The organism is Azospirillum sp. A29 (assembly GCF_042604625.1).
GTDB lineage: Bacteria > Pseudomonadota > Alphaproteobacteria > Azospirillales > Azospirillaceae > Azospirillum > Azospirillum palustre.
In genome coordinates, this window is record NZ_CP170466.1 from 1,554,155 (window position 1) to 1,575,430 (window position 21,276).

Annotated in this window: 20 protein-coding genes and 1 tRNA gene; 8 read left to right on the forward strand and 13 right to left on the reverse strand. The window is 69.2% G+C overall.

Features of this window, described 5'->3' with window-relative positions; translation table 11 throughout:
• Positions 1 to 2 precede the first annotated feature (2 nt).
• The 3 genes from ABNQ38_RS22340 to ABNQ38_RS22350 form a co-directional block, all read right to left on the reverse strand.
• Positions 3 to 491, reverse strand: a complete 489-nt coding sequence (locus ABNQ38_RS22340) for a hypothetical protein (protein ID WP_209798513.1) — start codon at positions 489 to 491, stop codon at positions 3 to 5.
• Positions 492 to 879: 388 nt separating this feature from the next.
• Positions 880 to 970, reverse strand: a tRNA-Ser gene (locus ABNQ38_RS22345).
• Between the two features lie 96 nt (positions 971 to 1,066).
• Positions 1,067 to 1,861: an alpha/beta fold hydrolase gene (locus ABNQ38_RS22350; RefSeq protein WP_377808103.1), complete on the reverse strand. Its 795-nt coding sequence runs from the start codon at positions 1,859 to 1,861 to the stop codon at positions 1,067 to 1,069.
• A 115-nt stretch (positions 1,862 to 1,976) separates the two neighbouring features.
• Between ABNQ38_RS22350 and ABNQ38_RS22355 the strand changes: the two genes are divergently transcribed.
• Positions 1,977 to 3,227: a glycosyltransferase family 4 protein gene (locus ABNQ38_RS22355; protein ID WP_377808104.1), complete on the forward strand. Its 1,251-nt coding sequence runs from the start codon at positions 1,977 to 1,979 to the stop codon at positions 3,225 to 3,227.
• Between the two features lie 70 nt (positions 3,228 to 3,297).
• Positions 3,298 to 4,176 carry a TIGR01459 family HAD-type hydrolase gene (locus ABNQ38_RS22360; protein ID WP_377808105.1) on the forward strand — a complete coding sequence of 293 codons (879 nt, stop codon included), beginning with the start codon at positions 3,298 to 3,300 and terminating at the stop codon, positions 4,174 to 4,176.
• Positions 4,177 to 4,238: 62 nt separating this feature from the next.
• On the opposite strand, the gene ABNQ38_RS22365 is transcribed toward ABNQ38_RS22360, so the two are convergent.
• Entirely contained in the window at positions 4,239 to 4,556 is a 318-nt protein-coding gene (locus tag ABNQ38_RS22365) for a ribbon-helix-helix domain-containing protein (protein ID WP_377808106.1), read from the reverse strand.
• 352 nt (positions 4,557 to 4,908) lie between these two features.
• Here ABNQ38_RS22365 and ABNQ38_RS22370 point away from each other — a divergent pair, with 352 nt between their 5' ends.
• The 4 genes from ABNQ38_RS22370 to ABNQ38_RS22385 all read left to right on the forward strand — a co-directional run bounded on the left by ABNQ38_RS22370 (position 4,909) and on the right by ABNQ38_RS22385 (position 8,872).
• Positions 4,909 to 6,051, forward strand: a complete 1,143-nt coding sequence (locus ABNQ38_RS22370) for a hypothetical protein (protein WP_377808107.1) — start codon at positions 4,909 to 4,911, stop codon at positions 6,049 to 6,051.
• Between the two features lie 10 nt (positions 6,052 to 6,061).
• Positions 6,062 to 7,033, forward strand: a complete 972-nt coding sequence (locus tag ABNQ38_RS22375; protein ID WP_377808108.1) for an SH3 domain-containing protein — start codon at positions 6,062 to 6,064, stop codon at positions 7,031 to 7,033.
• 252 nt (positions 7,034 to 7,285) lie between these two features.
• Positions 7,286 to 7,552 carry a hypothetical protein gene (locus ABNQ38_RS22380; RefSeq protein WP_098740726.1) on the forward strand — a complete coding sequence of 89 codons (267 nt, stop codon included), beginning with the start codon at positions 7,286 to 7,288 and terminating at the stop codon, positions 7,550 to 7,552.
• A 156-nt stretch (positions 7,553 to 7,708) separates the two neighbouring features.
• Entirely contained in the window at positions 7,709 to 8,872 is a 1,164-nt protein-coding gene (locus ABNQ38_RS22385; protein WP_377810107.1) for a TIGR03862 family flavoprotein, read from the forward strand.
• Between the two features lie 46 nt (positions 8,873 to 8,918).
• Here ABNQ38_RS22385 and ABNQ38_RS22390 read toward each other — a convergent pair whose 3' ends face one another.
• The 3 genes from ABNQ38_RS22390 to ahcY form a co-directional block, all read right to left on the reverse strand.
• The gene (locus ABNQ38_RS22390; protein ID WP_377808109.1) at positions 8,919 to 9,233 is read right to left on the reverse strand and encodes a CcdB family protein; all 315 of its coding nucleotides are present in this window, start codon (positions 9,231 to 9,233) and stop codon (positions 8,919 to 8,921) included.
• Complete coding sequence (locus ABNQ38_RS22395) at positions 9,233 to 9,526, reverse strand: type II toxin-antitoxin system CcdA family antitoxin (RefSeq protein ID WP_377808110.1); 294 nt, start codon at positions 9,524 to 9,526, stop codon at positions 9,233 to 9,235. Before ABNQ38_RS22395 ends, ABNQ38_RS22390 begins: the two co-directional genes overlap by 1 nt.
• A 117-nt stretch (positions 9,527 to 9,643) precedes the next feature.
• Positions 9,644 to 10,942 (reverse strand): adenosylhomocysteinase, encoded by a 1,299-nt coding sequence (gene ahcY, locus ABNQ38_RS22400; protein WP_377808111.1) that lies wholly within the window; start codon positions 10,940 to 10,942, stop codon positions 9,644 to 9,646.
• 219 nt (positions 10,943 to 11,161) lie between these two features.
• Between ahcY and ABNQ38_RS22405 the strand changes: the two genes are divergently transcribed.
• On the forward strand, positions 11,162 to 12,253 hold the full coding sequence (locus tag ABNQ38_RS22405) for a PA0069 family radical SAM protein (protein WP_377808112.1): 1,092 nt from the start codon (positions 11,162 to 11,164) through the stop codon (positions 12,251 to 12,253).
• A 50-nt stretch (positions 12,254 to 12,303) separates the two neighbouring features.
• Here ABNQ38_RS22405 and ABNQ38_RS22410 read toward each other — a convergent pair whose 3' ends face one another.
• The 4 genes from ABNQ38_RS22410 to ABNQ38_RS22425 all read right to left on the reverse strand — a co-directional run bounded on the left by ABNQ38_RS22410 (position 12,304) and on the right by ABNQ38_RS22425 (position 16,593).
• Positions 12,304 to 12,969 carry a hypothetical protein gene (locus ABNQ38_RS22410; RefSeq protein ID WP_377808113.1) on the reverse strand — a complete coding sequence of 222 codons (666 nt, stop codon included), beginning with the start codon at positions 12,967 to 12,969 and terminating at the stop codon, positions 12,304 to 12,306.
• 288 nt (positions 12,970 to 13,257) lie between these two features.
• A complete protein-coding gene (locus ABNQ38_RS22415) occupies positions 13,258 to 13,524 on the reverse strand; it encodes a hypothetical protein (protein ID WP_377808114.1) in 267 nt (88 codons plus the stop codon).
• 105 nt (positions 13,525 to 13,629) lie between these two features.
• On the reverse strand, positions 13,630 to 14,928 hold the full coding sequence (locus ABNQ38_RS22420) for an MFS transporter (RefSeq protein WP_377808116.1): 1,299 nt from the start codon (positions 14,926 to 14,928) through the stop codon (positions 13,630 to 13,632).
• 6 nt (positions 14,929 to 14,934) lie between these two features.
• The gene (locus ABNQ38_RS22425) at positions 14,935 to 16,593 is read right to left on the reverse strand and encodes a tetratricopeptide repeat protein (protein WP_377808117.1); all 1,659 of its coding nucleotides are present in this window, start codon (positions 16,591 to 16,593) and stop codon (positions 14,935 to 14,937) included.
• Positions 16,594 to 16,771: 178 nt separating this feature from the next.
• Between ABNQ38_RS22425 and ABNQ38_RS22430 the strand changes: the two genes are divergently transcribed.
• Positions 16,772 to 18,337: an adenosine deaminase gene (locus tag ABNQ38_RS22430; protein ID WP_377808118.1), complete on the forward strand. Its 1,566-nt coding sequence runs from the start codon at positions 16,772 to 16,774 to the stop codon at positions 18,335 to 18,337.
• A 16-nt stretch (positions 18,338 to 18,353) separates the two neighbouring features.
• Here the strand turns inward: ABNQ38_RS22430 and tagF are convergent, their stop codons facing one another.
• Both tagF and tssM read right to left on the reverse strand, forming a co-directional pair.
• A complete protein-coding gene (gene tagF, locus ABNQ38_RS22435; protein WP_377808119.1) occupies positions 18,354 to 19,100 on the reverse strand; it encodes a type VI secretion system-associated protein TagF in 747 nt (248 codons plus the stop codon).
• Complete coding sequence (tssM, locus tag ABNQ38_RS22440; protein ID WP_377808120.1) at positions 19,097 to 21,274, reverse strand: type VI secretion system membrane subunit TssM; 2,178 nt, start codon at positions 21,272 to 21,274, stop codon at positions 19,097 to 19,099. Before tssM ends, tagF begins: the two co-directional genes overlap by 4 nt.
• Positions 21,275 to 21,276: the final 2 nt, after the last annotated feature.

Sequence of the window (21,276 nt, forward strand, 5' to 3'; positions counted from 1 at the left end):
TGTCATATCTTGTGAGCCTCAAGGAACGCGCTGGCGGAGAGCTTTTCGAAGAACTCCTGGTAGAGTTGCGGCTCCATCAGCAATTCCGCCTTCCAGGCGTTTCCATGATTGTTGATCAGGATACGGTCGAAAGCGGTGCGCACTTCGGTCTGACGGCCGCCGGAAACCGGGCTGGCAATGAACGTCACCCGAATGGTCTGCTCCTGGTCCCAGGTGGGATTGTTTGCCACGCCGAGCAGAGCCATTGCGATCGTCAGGCCGATCTGTGCCGCAACCTGCCCGCCCTCCTCCGCACTGCGCTGCTTGGAAGCAACCACCACGCCGACATCGCTCGACGCCTCGGAAATGGTAAAGCCAAGATCCTGAAGGGTCTGGGTTCCAGCCTCGAGCAGAAGCTTCTCGTTCTCGCTGTCGAAACGGCGCGTCTGAAGCGCACGCATCTCAAGCGCCTTCTCCGGCGGTTTGCCGACCGTTTTCGCCACATCGTTCATTGTCTGGCATGCAGACAGCATCCCAGCACCAAGAAGAACCGCAGCCAATCCAATGCGTATACGCACGCGAACCTCGACAGCGCATCTAAACCACCGGTTCATAAAACCAAAAGTAGGGTTTTGGCGCAAGAGGAAACACATACGGGTTAATGCTTCCGATTCGAGGCCACTTGGTTGTCCCGGCAGCCGCTGAATTATGTCGCAGGATCGCAACTGCACTGTTAATGCGACCAGCCACAACACTCGGGCGCAATTCTAGCGCCAGCCATCGTATTCGGTGCGCTGCCACCAGCATATCCGGCGACAAATCAACAATGAGGCAAAATGTGGAAAACGAAAAAGGCCAGAGCGGATTTTCTGAGAAAATCAACGCTCTGGCCTGATTTCGTGGCGGAGGGAGAGGGATTCGAACCCTCGATACGCTTTTGACGTATACACACTTTCCAGGCGTGCGCCTTCAACCACTCGGCCACCCCTCCGCAGAGGCCCGGGTTATAGCCAGAGGTTCGCGGCGATGCAAGCCTCTGTTTCACGCGGACGACTTTTTTTTGGCGGCATACCGAACCGCTCCGATTTCATCCGCCAAATCCATCCACCAGAACGCCGACGCTGCGGCACAGCAGGTCAAGATCCTTGGGGCGGGACAGGCGATGGTCACCGTCCTTGACCAGCGTGACGCGGACATCGTCGCCGGTCAGCGCCTCGGCAATGCGCAGGCTGAACTGCCAGGGGACGTCGGGGTCGCGCTGGCCATGCAGCAGGCGGACGGGGCCGTCGAAGGCGATGGGGCCGCGCAGCAGCAGATGGTTGCGGCCGTCTTCGATCAGGGCGCGGGTGATCGGTTGCGGCTCGGGACCGTAGTCCGAGGGGCGGTTCCAGACGCCCACCTCCATGATCTGTCGGCGGATGTCGGCTTCGAAGATGTCCCACATCAGGTCTTCGGTGAAATCGGGGGCCGGCGCGATGCCGACCAGCCCGGAAACCCGCTCCGGCCGGCGGAGCGCAGTCAGCAGCATCATCCAGCCGCCCATGGAGGAGCCGACCAGGATCTGCGGGCCGGTCGTCACCTCGTCCAGCACCGCAAGCGCATCGTCGGCCCACAGGCCGATGGTGCCGTCGGCGAACCGCCCGCTGGAAGCGCCGTGGCCCTGGTAGTCGAAGCGGGTGAAGGACAGGCCGCGCGCCACCGACCATGCTTCCAGCGCCGTCGCCTTGCCGCCGGTCATGTCGGACATGAAGCCGCCAAGGAACATCACGCCCGGCTTGCCCCGCCCGGACGGGCCGGCAGGGGTGTGGTGATAGGCTATGGTCGCGGCACCGCGCGTTAGGCTATGGTGCGCGCCGCCCGGTTGGGCTGCGGTTTCGGTCATACGGTCACCTTCGACAACGGACACCGGCACGCGGTCGGGCACCGGGCTCGATGGGGCACCGGCTTGCCGGGCCCCGCGGCCGGTCCCGGGCCGCCCTTTGCGAGCAGCCGGCATCATGGATTTCGACCCCCACCTTACCACCGACCATTCCCCGCGCAACGCGGACGCCCATCAGGACATCCCTGTCCCCGGCTGGCCTGAGCATTGGCCGGGAGGGAGGGCGCCGACGGTCCTGCAGGTGGTGCCGACGTTGGTCACCGGCGGGGCGGAGCGCGGCTGCATCGACATGGCGCTCGCCCTGCAGGCCGCCGGCGGCACGCCGCTGGTGGCGTCGCAGGGCGGACCGATGGTGCGGGAGCTGGACCGCGCCCGCATCGCCCATCTGACGCTGCCGCTGGCCTCCAAGAACCCGCTGACCATCCGCCGCAACGCCCGCCGGCTGGCCGCCATCATCCGCGAGCACAAGGTGGACATTGTCCACGCCCGATCCCGCGCGCCGGCCTGGAGCGCGTGGCTGGCCTGCCGCGAGACGGGTGCGCGCTACATGACCACCTTCCACGCGCCTTACAATTTCGGTTCGGGGCCGGTCGGCGGGCGGCTGAAGCGCTGGTACAATTCGGTGATGGCGCGGGGCGAGCGGGTGATCGCCATCTCCGGCTTCATCCGCGACCATGTGCTGGGCAACTACCCGGTCGATCCGCAAAAGGTGCGCGTCATCCACCGCGGCATCGACCGCGGCGTCTTCGCACCCGACCGGGTCAGCCCGACACGGCTGGTGACCCTTGCCAAGCAATGGAACCTGCCGGACGACCGGCCGGTGATCCTGCTGCCCGGCCGGCTGACCCGCTGGAAAGGCCAGATCGTGTTGATCGACGCGCTGGCCAAGCTGGGGCGCAAGGATGTGCTGGCCTTGCTGGTCGGCTCCGACCAGGGTCGCACCGGCTACCGGGAAGAGCTGGAGAACCGCATCGCCAATGCCGGCCTGCGCGGCGTGGTGCGGATGACCGACCATTGCAGCGACATGGCCGCGGCTTACCTGCTGTCGACGGTTGTCGTCTCCGCCTCGCGCGAGCCGGAAGCCTTCGGGCGGGTGATCGTCGAGGCTCAGGCGATGGGCAAGCCGGTGATCGTCTCGGCCATCGGCGCCTATCAGGAGACCGTCGTCCCCGGCGAAACCGCCTGGGTGGTGCCGCCGGACGATCCCGACGCCCTGGCCCGGGCACTGGAGGAGGCGCTGTCGCTGACGCCGGAGCAACGGGACGCCATCGGCGCCCGCGCCATGGCCTTCGTCGCCGACCGCTACACCAAGGACCGCATGTGCGCCGACACGCTGGCGGTTTACGCGGAGTTGCTGCAACCACGCTGAGATCGGCCTGTCGACGCAATCCGATCAATGCAATCCGATCCTTATCTTCCCATCAAACCGACCGGACACCATGGCCGACATCCGACAGATTTCCGGCATCGCCGAGGTCATCGACCGCTATGACGGGTTCATCCTGGACCTCTGGGGCGTGCTGCATGACGGCGAACAGCCTTATCCCGGCGTGCCCGACTGCCTGGACCGCATGGGCGCGGCCGGCAAGACGATTTGCCTGCTGTCCAACGCGCCGCGCCGAACCACCGGCGTCATCGAGAAGCTGGACGGCATGGGGCTGGGGCGCGAGCGCTACCACCATGTCATGACCTCGGGCGAGGCGACCTACGAGGCGCTGCGCGACCGCGACGATCCCTGGCACGCCGCCCTCGGCCGGCGGCTCTACCACATCGGACCGGAGCGCGACATCGATGTCTTCTCCGGGCTCGGCTATCGGGTTGCCGCTACGCCGGAGGACGCGGATTTCGTCGTCAACACCGGCATCGTCACCTTCGGCGAGACAGTGGCGGACTATCAGCCGCAGTTGGACGCGTGCCTGGCCGCAGGATTGCCGATGATCTGCGCCAACCCCGATCTGGTGGTGATGGTGGGACCGATGCTGGTGATCTGCGCCGGCACGCTGGCCGCCCGCTACGAGGAGATGGGCGGCGACGTGCGCCAGCACGGCAAGCCCCATGCCCCCGTCTATGAGCGCTGCTTCAAGCTGCTGGGCATCGCCGACAAGAGCCGCATCCTGGCGGTGGGCGACAGCCTGCGCACCGATGTTGCCGGTGCCAATGCCGCCGGGATCGATGTTGCACTGGTCACCGCAGGCATCCACCAGGAAGAACTGGGCGGCGCAGCCTGGGGGGCTTCGGTCGATCCGGTCAACCTGCGCGCCCTGGCCGATGCGTCGGGTCACATGCCGACCTACGCGGTTCCCAGCCTGCGCTGGTGAACCCGGTGGACGGGAGCGCATAGCCCGCTCCCGTCACCCCTGGCCCGTTATACCCGCACTTGTCACTCCAACGGAACGGCGTCGTCCATCGCCCTGCGCAGCAGAGGCGACTGACCATCTTCCGAAAAACCGCGCTGACCGATGGCGGTGCGGTAATAGCTGACGATAAAGACGCGGATGGAGGCAGTCAGGTTCGCCTCCCCACGCCGTTCGTCGATCTGGGTGCAGATTTCGTTGAGGGTCATCTGCTCCCGCTCACAGATTTCCTTCAACGAATCCCAAATATACGGCTCCATTCTTAAGCTGGTTCGGCGGCCGCTCACTTTGACATTGCGGCAGAGCAGCGCCGGTCCGTCTTTACCTCCGCCCGTGCCCTCCATCGGAAACCCCGTTCCCCATCCGTTGCGTGTCCCGATCTCTCGATACGGGGCCAATACATCCATTTGTGTGACCATATTGCAAGTGGCGTGTGGCGTCCAAGTCCAATTCGACCCATGGGTGCGGATTGACGCGACAATCCGGCGCAGGCGGGTATTGCATCCAACCACAGATCGACAGGTTGCCGGGAAAAGCCGCTTCCCTTGGCCGGAACCTTCGCTATACCAGTGCCGGACGGCGGACATTGGACGGCGGACACGGGGGGAAGGATCGGCGATGAAGCGACCGGGGAACGGACGATTCGCGGCCCGCATCGCAGCCGGTGCCGGGTCGGGCCTCGGGGCAGGCCCAAGAGTGAGCCTGGGCGCAACCCTCATCGCCGGCTGGGTCGCACTCGGTGCGCCGGTCGAGGGCGCCTGGGCTGCGGAGGCCACCGCCACCGCCAAGGTTCCCACGGTCGAGACGATCCCGGACTCCCTCCTGCGTGCGCGGATCGAAGCGCTGCTGCCCGCCCCCTGGCGCATCGAGTCGCTGAGCGTCGAACCGCTGCCGGAACCGCAATCTCCGGAACCGCAGGTGGCGGCACGGGTCAGCGCCAAGCTGGTTCTGGGCGGACCGACCTATCTGGTGGACAGCCGTGAAGGGCCGGTGACCTTCCTGCGCCCGGCGGCGGAGGCCGGACTGAGCAAGAGCTGGGTGGCGACGGCGCTCGCCACCCGCGGCGCCGGTGGATGGACTGTGACGCTGACGCCACAGTCCCCCGGCCTGCTCGACGGCATCGGCAAGCCGGCCACCGAACTGCCCGGCCGCACGGTCGTGCTGGGCACCCCCGAAGCCAGGAGCCTGCGCGAACAGCTGGACCGCGACGCTGCCCAGCGGCTGGCCGAGGACAGCGAACGCCGACGGCGCGAGGAGGAAAGGCTGGCCCAGCAGACCGCCGCCGCCAAGGCGGAAGCCGCCCGCGCCGAAACGGAGCGCCGGGCGGTCGAGGCGCGCATCGCCCAGGTCGCCGACCTGCGCGGCAAACTGACCGGCACGGACCGCGCGGCACGGCTGGCCGCCTTCGAAGCGGCACTGGGCGGCAACGACCCGGCGCTGCGCCAGACGGCGATGGAGGCGGCGCTGCAAAGCCGCGACCCGGTGGTCGCCAACCTCGCGCTGAAGGACTGGATCGCCCGCCACCGCGCCGTCCCGGTCCAGCTCTACGCCACCAAGGAGGATCCGAGTTCCGAGGTGGTGGTGCAGAATCTGGGACCGATGACGCTGGAGATCGACGGGTTCAGCCCGGTCAACGGCGCGCTGGCCGGCAAGTTGGGGGCGCCCGGCTACAGCATCGCGCGTTCGTCCAGCATCATCGGCACGCTGGCGCAGACCGAACTGGCGGTGAACTCCTTCGGTTGCGCGCTGACCCTGCGGCTCACCGAACACCGGACGCTCGACGGGCTTCTGCGCTGTCAGACGCTGCCGACGCTGATCGCCCGCATCACGCTCGACTGAGGAGGGGGTGATGGCTGGAGCGCGGCTGATCGCCTGGCTGCGGATCGCGGCACCGGCCCTGCTGCTGGGCGGGCCGTTCGGCTGCCCGGCCGGTGCGCTGGCGGACAGCGCGGCCGAACGGCTGACCCCGTCGCCCGCCCCCATCGTCGCCCTCCCCCGCCTGACGCCGGCACAGGCGCTTTCCCCCCCTTTGACCCCCGGCGTGGTCTGGGAGCATCCCCCGGAAGCCCCCGGCCTGTTGTCGGCGCCGCTATCGCCGCCCGGCCTGCAACCCGCTCCGCCCCCGGTAGCGGCCGCGGCCGCGAAAGCACCCGATCCCAAGGCCGCGGAGGCACCGCCGGCCGTCAAGATTCCACCGCTGCCGGCGATGAAGCCACAAGTTGAGACAGCACCCACACTTGTCGCCAAGGAGCCGGCTTCACAGGAAGCCCCTGCCAAGCAGCCTTCGGTCGTTCCCGCACAGCGGCCGATGACCGCCACCGCCGGCATCTATCTGCGGGCGACGCCGGAAGCCAGGGGCCGGGTCCTCGACACGGTGGAAAAGGGCGAGCGGGTGACGGCCTTCGGCGTGCCGTCCGACGGCTGGCAGCGGATCGGCCGAAGCGGCAAGCCGCAGGGCTACGTCACCAGCGCCTATCTGGCCGAAGCCGTGCCCACGCGGACCGCCGGCACCGAGCCCGCAACCGCCGCAAAGCCCGGCCGCTATGCCAGGGCCGACCGCGAGGACCGCGGCTGCGCCCTGCCCGACGACCTGCCCGGACGGGTGCAGCGGCCAAAGCTATCCGGCGGAACCGGCGCCCGGCTGCGGGCCGCCGGCAATCTGCGGGTCGCCCCGGTTTGCGACGCCAAGGTGCTGGATGTGCTGGAGACCGGCGAACGTGTCACCGTGCTGGAGGCCGTCGGCGGCTGGTACAAGGTGGGGCGGAAAGGCAAGGCGCTGGGCTATGTCGGCGCCCCCCTGCTGGCCCCCGTCGCGCGCTGAACCGGCGCCTTTCCACAGCCCTCTCCATGGCCGGTACGAGGCTACCCGGAAGGACCCGCCCCGGCCCCCCGTGAAGGGGCTTGTTCGGCCGTGAAAAAGGATTCTACAACAAGGGGGAGGCCGAACTTTCGCGGACGAACGGAGCCCCCGACGCGCCCGTTTCCTCCGACGGTTCGGCCACCCCCGCCGGCCATGCGGCGCCGGTCCGGCCGGGCGGGGACGCGAAGCACGACCGGAACGAGGATTCACACGATGTCGACCCAACACAAGCAAGCCATGGACGCGGTCCTGCAGGCCGCCGCGCACGACATCGTCGGCACCCTTCAGGAGCGGGACATCACCGACCGCCACAGCGAGGAAGGGGACCTCGTCGTCCTCGACGTCGCCATCCTGCATGCCTACCGCATCTTCATGCGCATCTGCGAGGAGAACGGCCTGGAGGTCGATGCCGGCTATTTCGCCGACCTCGCCGCCGATCTGGCCGAGGAAGTGGCCCAGGACCAGGATTACGAGGACTGATCCGCGGGGAACCAAGGCCGAGCCCCGCATGCCCCCGCCCGTGCCCCTGCCCGCGCAGCATGGGATGGGCGGGGGCGATCCCTTTCGTGAAAGCGTTTCCAAGTGCCCCACCCAACCCCTGACGTGGCGATCGTCGGCGCCGGCCCCGCCGGGTTGATGGCGGCGGAGATCGCCGCGGCCGCCGGCCTGCGGGTCGCCGTGTTCGACCACACGCCCACCCCGGCGCGCAAGCTGCTGCTGGCCGGGCGCGGCGGGCTGAACCTGACCCATTCGGAGCCGCTCGACCGCTTCCTGCCGCGCTATGGCGCCGCCGAGCCGCTGTTCCGCCGCCTGCTGGCCGGCTTCTCGCCCGACGATTTGCGCGGCTGGGCGGCAGGGCTGGGCATCGAGACCTTCGTCGGCAGCAGCGGCCGTGTCTTCCCGGTGCAGATGAAGGCCTCCACCCTGGTGCGCGCCTGGCTGCGGCGGCTGGACGGTCTGGGCGTGACCTTGCACAGCCGCCATCGTTGGACCGGCTGGGACGCGACCGGCGCCCTGACTTTCCGCCAAGGCGAGGAAACCGTCACCGTCACCCCGCGCGCCACCCTGCTGGCGCTGGGCGGAGCGAGCTGGCCGCGCACCGGGTCGGACGGCGGCTGGGTTCCGCTGCTGGAGGGGCTGGGGGTGGAGGTCGCGCCGCTGGTTCCCTCCAACATGGGGTTCGAGGTGCCCTGGTCCGATCACCTGCGCGACCGCTTCGCCGGCCAGCCGGTGAAGAGCGTCGGTCTCTCCGCCGCCGGCCGCCGCCTGAAGGGCGAATTCGTTATCACCGAGACCGGGATCGAGGGCGGGGCGGTCTATGCGCTGAGCGCGCCTCTCCGCGACGCCATCGCGGCGGAGGGCTGGGCGACGCTGACGCTGGACCTGCTGCCGGACATGGCCGAGGCCGAGCTGGTCAAGCGCCTGCGCCGCCGCGGCGCTGAGTCGCTGTCCACCTTCCTGAAGAAGTCGCTGTCCCTGACCGGCCCGCGCGCCGCCCTGCTGCGCGAGTTCGCCCCCGCCGCCGCCCTGACCGACCCGGTGGCGCTGGCCCGCCAGATCAAGGGGCTGTCGATGGTGCTGACCGGCGTGCGTCCCATCGAACGGGCGATCTCCTCGGCCGGCGGCGTCCGCCTGTCGGAGCTGGACGAGCGGTCGATGCTGACCCGCCGCCCCGGCCTGTTCCTGGCCGGCGAAATGCTGGACTGGGAGGCGCCGACCGGCGGCTACCTGTTGCAGGGCTGCTTCGCCATGGGTGTGGCGGCCGGCAAGGGAATGGTGGAGTGGCTGGGCCGACGGTGAGAACGTGCTGTCCTGCGGGGTGCGGGGTGCAGGGTGCCGGCATCTTCTACCGGCCTTGAGCGACCAAAGCATCGAGTGATGCAATAATGCAGAGATGCTCGGCGTCGAGGTTGTTGATCGACGGTCCGGGCATTCTGGTGGGAATCGTCGCTGTTTGCAGTGGGTTCATCAGAACCTTGACGTTTTCCACCGTGAAGTCCGGATTGAGCGTCCGATCATGGTAGGAAATCTCCCTGGCCAGGACCAGCGGCACCACCACCCGATCGGAGCGATCCTCCCAACGGTCACTTTGCACGACCAGAAGATATGGAATTGCCGTCCTGCTCCGCCCTGGATTGCGATGCACATCGAACTGCGGCATCAGCAGCTCTCGTCTTCCGGCATGAAATCGCTGTTCCATTCGTCGGCGAATCGCCCGTGCTTCTCGTCGAACGCATTCCACGCAGCAGCAACTTTGCGGCGATGTTCCAAATCGTTATCGCTTTTCCGGCGTTCATCCTGCATCCAGGCCGCCAACAGGGACTCGATTGTGTCCGACAGGTTGTCGGTGTAGCCCTCGGCGAGCCGCAGCAGATCCTCGTTCAAGGTGATATCGACGCGCCGCTTGGATGCTTTTGCATCATAGCCCGCGTCCCTCTTGCCGATATGGCTCATGCCATCCTCCGCAGCATTTCCACCGTATGGTGATGCCGCTTTCGCCCGGTGACAAGCGCCGCAAAGAAAAAGGGCCGCCCCACCGGGACGGCCCTTCATTCTTAACCCCGCGACCGCTTAGTAGCGGTAGTGGTCCGGCTTGTACGGGCCGGCGGTCGGCACGCTGATGTAGGCAGCCTGCTTCTCGGTCAGGGTGGTCAGCTTGGCGCCGATCTTGTCCAGATGCAGGCGGGCGACCTTTTCGTCCAGGTGCTTGGGCAGGACGTAGACCTTGTTCTCGTAGTTGGCGGCGTTGGTCCACAGCTCGATCTGGGCCAGCACCTGGTTGGTGAAGCTGGCGCTCATCACGAAGCTGGGGTGGCCGGTGGCGCAGCCCAGATTGACCAGACGGCCCTGGGCCAGGACGATCAGGCGCTTGCCGTCGGGGAACACCACCTCGTCGACCTGCGGCTTGACCTCTTCCCAGGTCAGGTTGCGCAGGGCGTCGATCTGGATCTCGCTGTCGAAGTGGCCGATGTTGCAGACGATGGCGCGGTCCTTCATGGCGCGCATGTGCTCGATCGTGATGACGTCGACGTTGCCGGTCGCCGTGACGAAGATGTCGCCCAGCGGAGCGGCCTCGTCCATCGTGATGACCTGATAGCCTTCCATCGCGGCCTGGAGCGCGTTGATCGGATCGATCTCCGTCACCATGACGCGGGCGCCCTGCGAGCGCAGCGAAGCGGCCGAGCCCTTGCCCACGTCGCCATAGCCGGCGACGACGGCGACCTTGCCGGCGACCATCACGTCGGTGGCGCGCTTAATGCCGTCGACCAGCGACTCGCGGCAGCCATAGAGGTTGTCGAACTTCGACTTGGTGACGCTGTCGTTCACGTTGATGGCCGGAACCTTCAGCGTGCCCTTCTTCATCATCTCATACAGACGATGGACACCGGTGGTGGTCTCTTCCGACAGGCCGCGGACGCCGTCCAGCATCTCCGGATACTTGTCGTGCATGATCTGGGTGACGTCGCCGCCATCGTCCAGGATCATGTTCGGGGTCCAGCCATCGGGGCCGCGCAGCGTCTGCTCGATGCACCACCAGAACTCCTCCTCCGTCTCGCCCTTCCAGGCGAAGACCGGGATGCCGGCGGCGGCGATGGCGGCGGCGGCCTGGTCCTGGGTCGAGAAGATGTTGCAGGAGGACCAGCGCACGGTGGCGCCGAGCGCGGTCAGCGTCTCGATCAGCACGGCGGTCTGGATGGTCATGTGCAGGCAGCCGACGATGCGGGCGCCAGCCAGCGGCTTGGAATCGCCGAATTCGGACCGCAGGGCCATCAGGCCCGGCATCTCGGTCTCGGCGATGGTGATCTCCTTGCGGCCCCAGCTCGCGAGGCTGATGTCCTTGACCTTGTAGTCCGTGAATTCGGCGGCCATGAGGGATGACTCCTGGTGGGCGGTGACGGTCGGGCAGCGGAATTTCAGGCGCACCGGATCACCGGCCCTGCCGCTGTAATTGGCCATGGGTGTATCAGCGGTTCCGGAACCATGCAAGCATAAAGATATCTTTATGTTTGTTCGGTAACGGAAGCAATGACAGGGCCACCCCGCTTTTGTTCGCTTTACGTTCCATTTTGCCCCGGCTAAGCTGCCGGCATGGACGAGATACGGCGATCCCCGATCAAGGGCCGCGGGGCGGTCAGCAACGCCACCGGGCGGTTCGAACGCGAGACCCGCGTCCTGACCGACGACGGCTGGACCGGCTATGCGGAGAGCGGCAACGAGGCGCTGTCCGATCCGGTCCGCACCAGCGTCTCGCCGGCTTCGGCCAAGTCGATCATCACCGGCAACCAGTCGCCCGACATCCCGTTCGACCGCTCGGTGAACCCGTACCAGGGCTGCGAGCATGCCTGCATCTATTGCTTCGCCCGGCCGACCCACGCCTATCTGGGCCTGTCGCCGGGGCTGGATTTCGAGACCAAGCTGTTCGCCAAACGCAACGCGGCGGAGCTGCTGGCCAAGGAGCTGCGGGCGAAATCCTATGTCTGCCAGCCGCTGGCGCTGGGAGCGAACACCGATCCCTACCAGCCCATCGAGCGGACGGAAGGCATCACCCGCCGGGTGCTGGAGGTCTGCCGCGACTTCAACCAGCCGGTCAGCATCATCACCAAATCGGCGCTGGTGCTGCGCGACCTCGACATCCTGGCGCCGATGGCGGCACAGGGGCTGGCATCGGTCGCGGTCTCGGTCACGACGCTGGACCGCGATCTCGCCCGGACGATGGAGCCGCGGGCCAGCACCCCACCGCGCCGGCTGGAGGCGATCCGAGCCCTGTCGGAGGCCGGCGTGCCGGTGGCGGTCCTCGCCAGCCCGATGATCCCGGCGCTCACCGACCATGAGCTGGACGCCATCCTGGAGGCGGCGGCCGGCGCCGGGGCAAGTACCGCCAACTACATCCTGCTGCGCCTGCCGCTGGAGATCGCCACCCTGTTCGAGGAATGGCTGCGGGTCCACGCCCCCAACCGCGCCGACCGCGTGTTGAGCCTGATGCGGCAGAGCCGCGACGGCGCGCTTTACCGCTCCGGGTTCGGCACACGGATGAAAGGCACCGGTCCCTATGCCGAGCTGCTGCGCCACCGCTTCAAGCTGGCCTGCCGGAAGCATGGGCTGGGCGGCCGGAGCTGGCAGCTCGATTGCAGCCGTTTCCGGGTGCCGCCGGCGGTGGGGGACCAGCTGTCGCTTCTGTGAGGGGATGGAACAGCGTGGAACGGGGGGACGGGCGATGTTGCATCCCCGGCCTACCGGCGCCAGGAGAAGGGACCGGCGGCGCGGCGGCTCACCGGGCCGGGATTGAGGTTGGGATACTCTTCATACTGGTTGAGGGTATAGGGGAAGACGCCCTTCGGTCCCGTAGCCTCCGGCTGGACCAGGACGGCGGCGACCAGGGCCGGGCTGGGCGGGGTGCGTTCGCGCAGTTCGCCGGGGATGTCGTCGAGTTCGGGGACGGTAACGGCGGGCGGGTCTTCAGGACGGGGAGCGGGCTTGGCAGCGGGGTCGCGGGCCGGCTGATCGAGACCGGCGAACAGCCCCAGCCGTTCGGCCAGCCAGCGCACGGTGGCGGGATCGCCGGAGGAGACCAGCCGCTCGATCTGCTCGGCGACCAGAATGCGCAGCGAGGACAGGCGCAGCTCGGCCTCGCGGTTCAACGCCTGCCGTTCCCACCACACCCTGTGACGGAAATCCTTGGAGCCGTAATAAGCCCGCCAGAGAGTCGTCCGGCTGCATCCCATGGCGCGCGAGACCTGAAGGAAGCTGTTGCCGCGGGCCAGCATGCCGGCGGCCATGATCCATTGCTCTTCATGGAACTGCGAACCGGGGACCAGCGAGCCTTCGGACGGAGTCGGCGGCTCTTCGGCCCAGCGGGGGAACTGGTCGTTGGTGAAGCTACGGCTGTCGAGGGGCATGGGTCGGCTCCGCAGAGAGAGGAATCTGCGGGAAGCGTATAAGAATTATTTCCTTTTTGGCGGAATTTTTGCAACGCCTGCCGGTACGGAGGGTCGAGGCATCGGGAGCAAGATTCACACGGATTTAGACACGGATTTCAGGGATTTTTCTTGAACTTGGCGACGCTCCGAGTTCCTCGACACAGGTCGCTTCGGAACGCCACATCCGTGAAATCCGTGCTGAAATCCGTGAAATCCGTGTCGATCTTGCCCACCAACTCCACGGCGTCCCACCCGGACCGACCGCCGTCAGGAGCGGCGGAACATCCTGGTCCACGGCGTCGACACGTCCGGGGTCTTCGCCTGATCGGATTTCGACAGCGCCGACAGCGGCAGGCGGCCGGTCGCCAGCATCGCCATCACCAGCGCCGGATGCGCCGGGCCGGAATTGTGCTGGCCGTCTGAGTCCTGGCCGGCCTGCTCCGGCCGATTATCCGCGCCGCCATCCGGGCCGGGCTCCTCGTTCAGGGCCTCGTTGATGCGGGCGAAGGCTTCGATGTCTTTGATGTGCAGCATGGTCCGTACCCCTCGGCTTCGACTTTTGTGCGTCGCAGCAAAAACGAAGGTAACAGCTCTGCCCTCGAATGGTCTCATGTGCGGCGCTTTGACACAGGCCCTTTTCTAGCGGGCCGGTTCGCGAACCGCCAGCATAAGCCCGAAGCCGATGGCGAAGAAAGCCAGAACCGTCGCCATGCCGGCGCGCTGGCTGGCGAAAGCCTGGGTCGCCAACCCGAACAGCAGCGGTCCGAAGAAGCCGACGAAGCGGCCGGTCAGGCCATAGAGGCCGAACATCTCCCCCGCCATGCCCGGCGGGGCGAGCCGCGCCATCATCGACCGCCCGGCGGCCTGGGCCGGCCCGAAGAACAGCCCGAGCCCGAGCGCGAAGATCCAGAACCACAGCCGCTCGGTCGCCAGCAGCAGCGGCACCGAACAGGCGGTCATGCCGGCCAGCGCGATCAGGATCACCGGCTTCGCCCCCGCCCGGTCGTCCATCCAGGCGAAGCCGATGGCCCCCGCCCCCGCCACCACGTTGAGCGCGATGGCGAAGACCAGGATCTCCTCGAAGCTCATGCCGAAGGTCCCGGCGGCGAAGAGGCCGCCGAAGGCGGTGATGGTGTTGATGCCGTCGCGGTAGAAGGCGCTGGCGATCAGGAAGCGCCCGACCTCGCGGTAGCGCCGGGCCTGACGCAGCGTGGCGACCAAGGTCGCGACGCCCTCGCGTGCCGCCCGCAGCAGGCCGTGGCCGGTCGCCGGCTCGTCCGGCACCCACAGGAAATAGGGCAGCGCGAACAGCCCGTACCACGCCGCGGCCAGCAGGGCGGTGGCGCGGACATTGGCCTGCTGGCCCCAATCGGCCCACTCCATCCCGAACAGACCGAACAGCGGGGCCGGGGCCTGGACGAAGCCGACCAGCGCCAGGACGAGGCAGGCCAGCCCGCCGAAATAACCGATGCCCCAGCCCCAGCCCGACACCCGGCCGAGCAGCCGCGGCGGCACCAGCCCCGGCAGGGTGGCGTTGTAGAAGACGTTGGCCAGCTCGAACGCCACGGTGGCGACCACCACGCAGGCGAGCGCGAAGGCGGCGTCGGCCGGATCGGGCCGCACCCACCACAGCGCCGCGGTGAACAGGACGGTGACCAGGGTGAACAGCGCCATCCAGGGCTTGCGACGCCCGGCCCGGTCGGCGATGGCGCCCAGCAGCGGGCTGAGCAGGGCGATGGCGACGCCGGCCACGGTCATCGCCGCACTCCACCGCGCCGTGCCCTCGACCGGGTCGCCGACGACGCCGCGGGCGAAATAGACCGAGAAGACGAAGGTGGTGATGATGGTGTTGTAGGCCGAATTCGCCCAATCGTAGAGGCACCAGGAGACGATGGCCCGGCGGGAGGGCGCGCGCCCGGAGGGAGCGCTTTCGCTCACGCCCGCTTACTCCCGCCCGCCCCCGGTCAACCCGTCCACCCCAAAGGAGATCTGGTTGTTGTCGTAGCGGGCGACGATGCGCAGGCGGTCGCCGGCCGACAGCGCGATCGGCTTTTCCAGGAAGGTCATCGCCTGCTTCCAGTGGTTGGTGCGCGACCGGCTTTCCGACTTGTAGACCACCTCGTCGTCCATGAAGAGGTCGAACCAGAAGGCGACGCCATGGCAGGTGCCGGCGGTGACGATGGTCACGTCGATCACCCGCTCGCCTTCCTCCGGTATGTTGCGGGTGAAGTCGAAATCCAGCGCGGTGAAGGGCTTTGACAGCGGGGTGTGGGCGTCGGCGCCGAGGTCGATCTGCTGGTAGCCGGGCGAGCGGAAGACGTCGAAGCTGCCCATGTCGAAGCCGTCGATGGTCTCCACCGGGTTGATGCGGGCCAGCTCCGGCGTCTCCACCAGCATGGCGTAGACGGTGGAGGCGCGCGGGATGACGGCGCCGCCCGGCTTCACCAGATGAGTGCGGGCATGTTGCAGCACCGACAGCATGCGCGGGGCCAGCATGCCGATGTTGATCAGTTCCGACACGAAGACGTCGGCCTTCTCCGGCAGATCGCCGCCCTCGCCCACCGTCAGCTGGGTCGACAGGCGCGGCACCACGTCGATGCGGTCGGCATAGCCGTTGCGCGCCACGGTTTCCTTGGCGACGCGGGCGAGGATCGGGTTGACCTCGCAGGTCACCACCTTCTTCGCGCCTGCGCGCGCCGCCATCATGGCGACGATGCCGGAGCCGGTGCCGATCTCCAGAACCAGCTGGCCGGGCTTCACCGCCCGTTCCAGCGAGCGCTTGTAGGCCTCGTTCCGCTCGAAATCGTTGATCATCGGCAGGTGCCAGCCCGGCACCGCGTTGGAGTAGATCAGCCGGCGGGTGAACTTCACCATCGGGTGGTCGGGGGCCTGCTCGCGCGCCGCCTCGATCACCTCGATGGCCTCGGCGGCGCGGTCGAGGCTTTGCAGCACATGGGCGAGCCCGACCTGGGCCGGGACGAAGCGCGGGGCGGCGGCCAGCACGATGCGGAATTCCGCCTCCGCCTCGGCCAGCCGGCCGCGGGTGGAGAGCAGCTCCGCCAGGCTGTAATGGACGTCGAGATAGTCGGGCGCCTGGGCCAGCGCGGTGCGGAAATGCTCCTCCGCCTCCTCAAGCTCGCCCAACTCGCGCAGGGTGGCGGCGAGGAAATGGTGCATCTCCGGCGCCTCCGGCCGCAGATCCAGCGCGGTGCGGAAACAGTCGGCCGCCTCCTCCAGCCGGCTTTGCGCCTTCAGCGTGTTGCCGAGGTTGCCATGCAGCTCCGGCAGCCGCGGGTTGAGGGCGAGGCCGGCGCGGAACGCCTCTTCCGCCTCCGCCGGCCGGGCCTGTTGGAAAAGCAGGCTGCCGCGGCTGTTGTGGAAGGACGGGTCGTTGCCGTTCTCTGCGATGGCCTGAGCGAACAGGGCGAGCGCGTTGTCCGGATGATCGGTGTGGGCGGCGACCAGACCCAGCAGATGCAGCGCCTGGGCATTGTGCGGGTCGGTCGTCAGGATCGCCCGGCAGACCTGTTCCGCCCCCGCCAGATCGTTGCTGCGGAAACGCTTGGCCGCATCGAGCAGGGTCGGGGCGGAAGTGTCGGTCATCGCGGCGGCTCCAAAGACGGCGGGATACGGAAGACGGGATAGGGGGAACACGAAAAGGTCGCCGCACCATACCGGGAATTGCCGCCCCGCTACAGCCTTTCGATCCGCACATGGCGGTTGTGTCCGCGCGATTATCAGAACATCAATACCCGCAAAAGGAGAATATGGAGTCCGGTAGATGCTTGATGTGCGAATGACTAGGCGCGTGACGGGGGCGCTGGCGGCGACGCTGCTGCTGGCAGGCTGCGCCACGGCGGAGATGGGCGGCGGCAGCGCCGGCGGCGGCGATGCCGGCGGGTCGGCGGCGGCGCGGCGGTTCCAGGCGGTGCGGACCAGCCCGCCGGAGCTGCGCGCCTTCCTCTACCGCATGCCCAAGGGGGCGGACCTGCACAACCACCTGACCGGTGCCGCCTATGCCGAGACCTACATGCGGATGGCGGCGGATGCCGGGCTCTGCTTCGATGTCAAGGCCAAGACGCTGGTGGCGCCGACGGCGCAGGCGCCCTGCGGCGACGCCAGGTCGGCCCGGCCGGGCGCCACGACGGTCATCGCCGACAGCGTGCTCTACCCGGTGGCGCTGGACGCCCTGTCGACCCGCGATGCGCTGCCGGTCTCCGGCTACAGCCTGCACGACCAGTTCTTCGCCACCTTCGGGCGGTTTCGTGCCGCCAACTCCGTCCCCAATTCGACCGGCGACCTGCTGGCCGAGGTGGTGGACCGCGCCGGCCGGCAGGGCGAACGGCATGTCGAGCTGATGGTGTCCTTTGGCACCGGCCCGGCCGCCGCCATCGGCAAGTCCTTCCCCTGGACGCCGCAGGCGGCGGCCGACCTGCCGGGCACCGCCGACCGGCTGATCGCCGCCGGACTTCCCGCCCTGGTCGCCCCGGCCCGGCAGGAGATCGACGCAGCGGAGGCGCGGATGCGCAGCGTCCTTGGCTGCGGCACGCCGGCGGCGCGGCCGGGCTGCACGGTGTCGGTCCGCTATCTCCAGCAGGTGTCGCGCACGCAGACCCCCGGCCCGGTCTATGCCACCACCCTGTTCAACGCCCTGCTGGAGGCACAGGAGCCGCGCGTGGTCGGGCTGAACTTCGTGGCGCCGGAGGACAATCCGGTGGCGCTCGACGATTACGACCTGCACATGCGGATGGTGGCGGAGGCCAAGCGGCGCCAGCCCGGCACCAACGTCGCGCTGCATGCCGGCGAGCTGACGCTGGGCCTCGTCCCGCCGGAGCGGCTGCGCGACCACATCCGCAAGGCGGTGGAGATCGCCGGGGCCAGGCGCATCGGCCATGGCGTCGACGTGATGTACGAGGACGATCCCCAGGGCCTGCTGCGGACGATGGCCGGGCGCAAGGTGGCGGTCGAGATCAACCTGACCAGCAACGACAAGATCCTGGGCGTCAGCGGCAAGGCGCATCCGCTGCCGGTCTATCGCGCCGCCGGGGTGCCGGTGGTGCTGTCGACCGACGACGAGGGCGTCAGCCGGATCGACCTGACCAACGAGCTGCAGCGCGCGGTGGAGGAGTTCGGCTTCGGCTATGCCGACCTCGTCGGGCTGGCCCGCGCCAGCCTGGAGAACAGCTTCCTGCCCGGCGACAGCCTGTGGTCCTCCCCCGGCTGCACGCAGCCGGTGCGTGAGGACGCCTGCCGCGCCGTGACCGCGCGCAGCGAGAAGGCGCGCGTCCAGTGGAGCCTGGAAGAGGCGCTGGCCCGCTTCGACCGCGAGATGGCGGGGGCGCCGTAAGCAAGCCCCCCTCCCCTTACCCCTCGTCGGCGTTCTCCCAGCCCCAGCGGGCCCAGGCGCCGTCGAGGAAGGCGGTCAGGCGGGGGCCGGCGGGAAGGCCGGGGCAGGACAGCAGCGACGGCGCGATCCGGCCGGCGCCGCGGGTCCACCACAGGCTGGCGTCGGCGCGCAAGGGGCCGGACAGGCGGTCGAGCAGGGCGCGGGTGGCGGGGCTGACGCGCTCCGGCTCCGGCCGGCCGAGGATGGCGAGGCGGGCCGGCAACCCCTCCACGTCGGCGCCGGCGCGGCAGGCGTCGGCGGCAAGCGACTCGGCGCGGGACAGCCAGGCGCCGCAGGCGGCCGGCGCGTCGGCGATGTCGAAGCCGGCGGGAAGGCCGGCGGCGATGGTGAAGGGATAGAGACGGCCGACCCGGTCGGCGCTGGGCATCCAGACCCCGACCAGCGGGGTGGCGCCGCACAGGCCGGCCGACAGGGCGAAGCGCCAGACCGGGGCCTGGGCGAACAGGGGCTCCCATTCGGCGCCCAGACGGCGGCCGGCCTCGCCCAACGCCGCGGACAGCCAGCGGTCCCAGGGGCCGAGGACCGCCGATGGCAGGCCATGGCCGATGAAATCGCCCCGGGCCGGCACCTTGCCGTGAAATCCCACCACCGGATCGGCACCGGCGGCCAAGCCGCCGCCAAGGCCGCCGAATCCGGGCGCCCGCAGCAGCGCGGCACCCGCGGCGGCCAGCATCCCGCGCGGCGTCGCGAACCCTCCCGTCATGGCAGGGCGGCCCGGCCGGGCTGGGAAGGCGGCTGGGGAGCGGCCTGGGGCGTCGATTGCGCCAGCACCTCCAGCACGCGGGCGACCAGAACCTCGTCGGGCGGGACCGGGGCGAAGCCGACGGCGAACAGGGCGGCCAGATGGTCGCCAAGGGCACGGCGCCGTGCCTCGTTGGCCGGGCCGGGCAGTGTGCGCTGCCAGTCGAGCGCCAGCCATTCCGCCATGGCGCCGGCATCCATCGGCTCCGTCCCGCCCACCATCTGCCCGCCGGCCATCTGCCCGCCCATCATGCGCCCGGTGATCATGCGATAGACGCGCAAAGTCTGGCGCAGCTGGTCGGGCAAGGCCCAGTCGGCGCGCAGCCGCTCCTCCAGCCGCAGGGCGATGCGGGCCAGGAACTGGCTGCGCAGGGCGCGGCGGTAGGCCTCCTGCGCCGGGACGGCGATGCGGCCACCCTGGTAGAGCCCGCCGGCCAGCGCCGGACCGGCCCACATCTGCCCTGTCCACAACTGCCCCGGCCGATCCTGCGCATCGTCGAACGCGAGCGGCAGGGCGCGCAGGGCGTCCAGCGCCGGCAGGATCGCCGCGGGATCGGCATCGTCCACCCGGACCAGGGAGCGCGGCGCGGTGTCGAGCGGGCGCAGCGCCGCCTCCACCGCCGCAGCGCCGGCATCGGCGCGCTCCAGCAGGGCGGCGTTGCCGCGGGCGCTGACCAGCCACCAGCCGCCGACAGCCAGGGCGAGCGCCAGCGCGGCGGCGGCGGACAGCAGCGCCCGGCGGCGGCGGGCGCGTTCCACCCGCCGGTCGACCCGGGCGAGGTTGGCCTCCGGAAAGACCACGTCGGGCAGCAGCCGTTCGAGGAAATAGGTGGAGGCCGGCCCGCCGCCCTCGGGATCGAGCAGAGCGAGCGAGGCGTCGGTCTGGGTGGCGCTGGTCAGGTAGAGGCCGCGCAGGCGCGGCGCCTCCTCGCCATGTTCGGAGCCGAAGGCGGTGTCGACGATGTCGGCCAGCGCCGGCTCCAGCTCCGCCACGCGCAGCGGCAGGGCGAAGGCGTCGCTGCGGCGGCGGATGTCCGGCTCCTGGTGCAGCCGGTCGAGCAGCCGCTCGTCCAGCCGCCGCACCAGCCCGGCATAAAGCGCGCGGAAGACGGGAAGCGGACCGCCGGAAGAGTTGGGGGCCGACTCGTCCGGCGGCAGGGTCAGGCCCCAGACCTGCCCGCGCGCCTCGCGGTCGAGCGGGTCGAAGAAGGTGGCGAAGCCGTCGAGCAGGTCGGCCTTGGTCAGCAGCAGATAGACCGGCAGCCGCACGCCCAGCTGCACCCGCAGCTCGTTCAGGCGCTGGCGGATCAGGATGGCGTGGTTGCGCCGCTCGGCGTCGGTCCAGCCGGTCAGTTCGGGAATGCTGACGGTGAGGAGAACGCCGTTGGCGGGCTGGCGCGGGCGGTGCTCCTTCAAGAGGTCGAGCAGGCCGGACCACACCCGGCCGTCCACCGCGCGCCGGCTGTCCTGGGTGGTGTAGCGGCCGGCAGTGTCGATCAGCACGGCGCGGTCGGTGAACCACCAGTCGCAGTTGCGGGTGCCGCCCAGCCCCATGAACGGGCCGGCAAGAGGTTCGGCCACGCCGCCGCCGGGCGAGAGGGCGGCGAGGCCGGTGTTGGCCAGCGCCGTGGTCTTGCCCGAACCGGGGGCGCCGATCACCAGATACCAGGGAAGCTGGTAGAGATAGCGCCCGCCCCGGCGCTTGCGCAGCTGGGCCAGCACGCCGTCGAGCCGCTTGCGGACCGTGCCGATCTCCTCCAGCGAGGCCTTCAGCTCGGGATCGCGGGTGGCGGCCAGCGCCTCCAGCAGGCGTGCGTTGGCGGCGCGCTCGCGGGCGTCGATGCGGCGGTTGACGGCGATCCAGGCGGCCAGCGCCAGGACCAGCGGCAGCAGGCGGACGCTCCAGTCCGGCTGGATGGTCGGCAGCAGGTGCGGAGCGAAGGCTGCGGCCAGACGCGGCAGCAGCAGCCAGCCGGCCAGCCCCAGCGCCAGCACCCCCGACAGCGACGTCGCCCAGCGGGTGCGGGCGGAGCGGTGCGGCGAGGCGGCAGCGGCGATGGCGGCGGCTGGCTTGCGGCCCTTGCCGGCCGTCTTCGCCGTCCGGGCGCCGGCCTTGGGGGAGCGGGGTTCGGCCATGG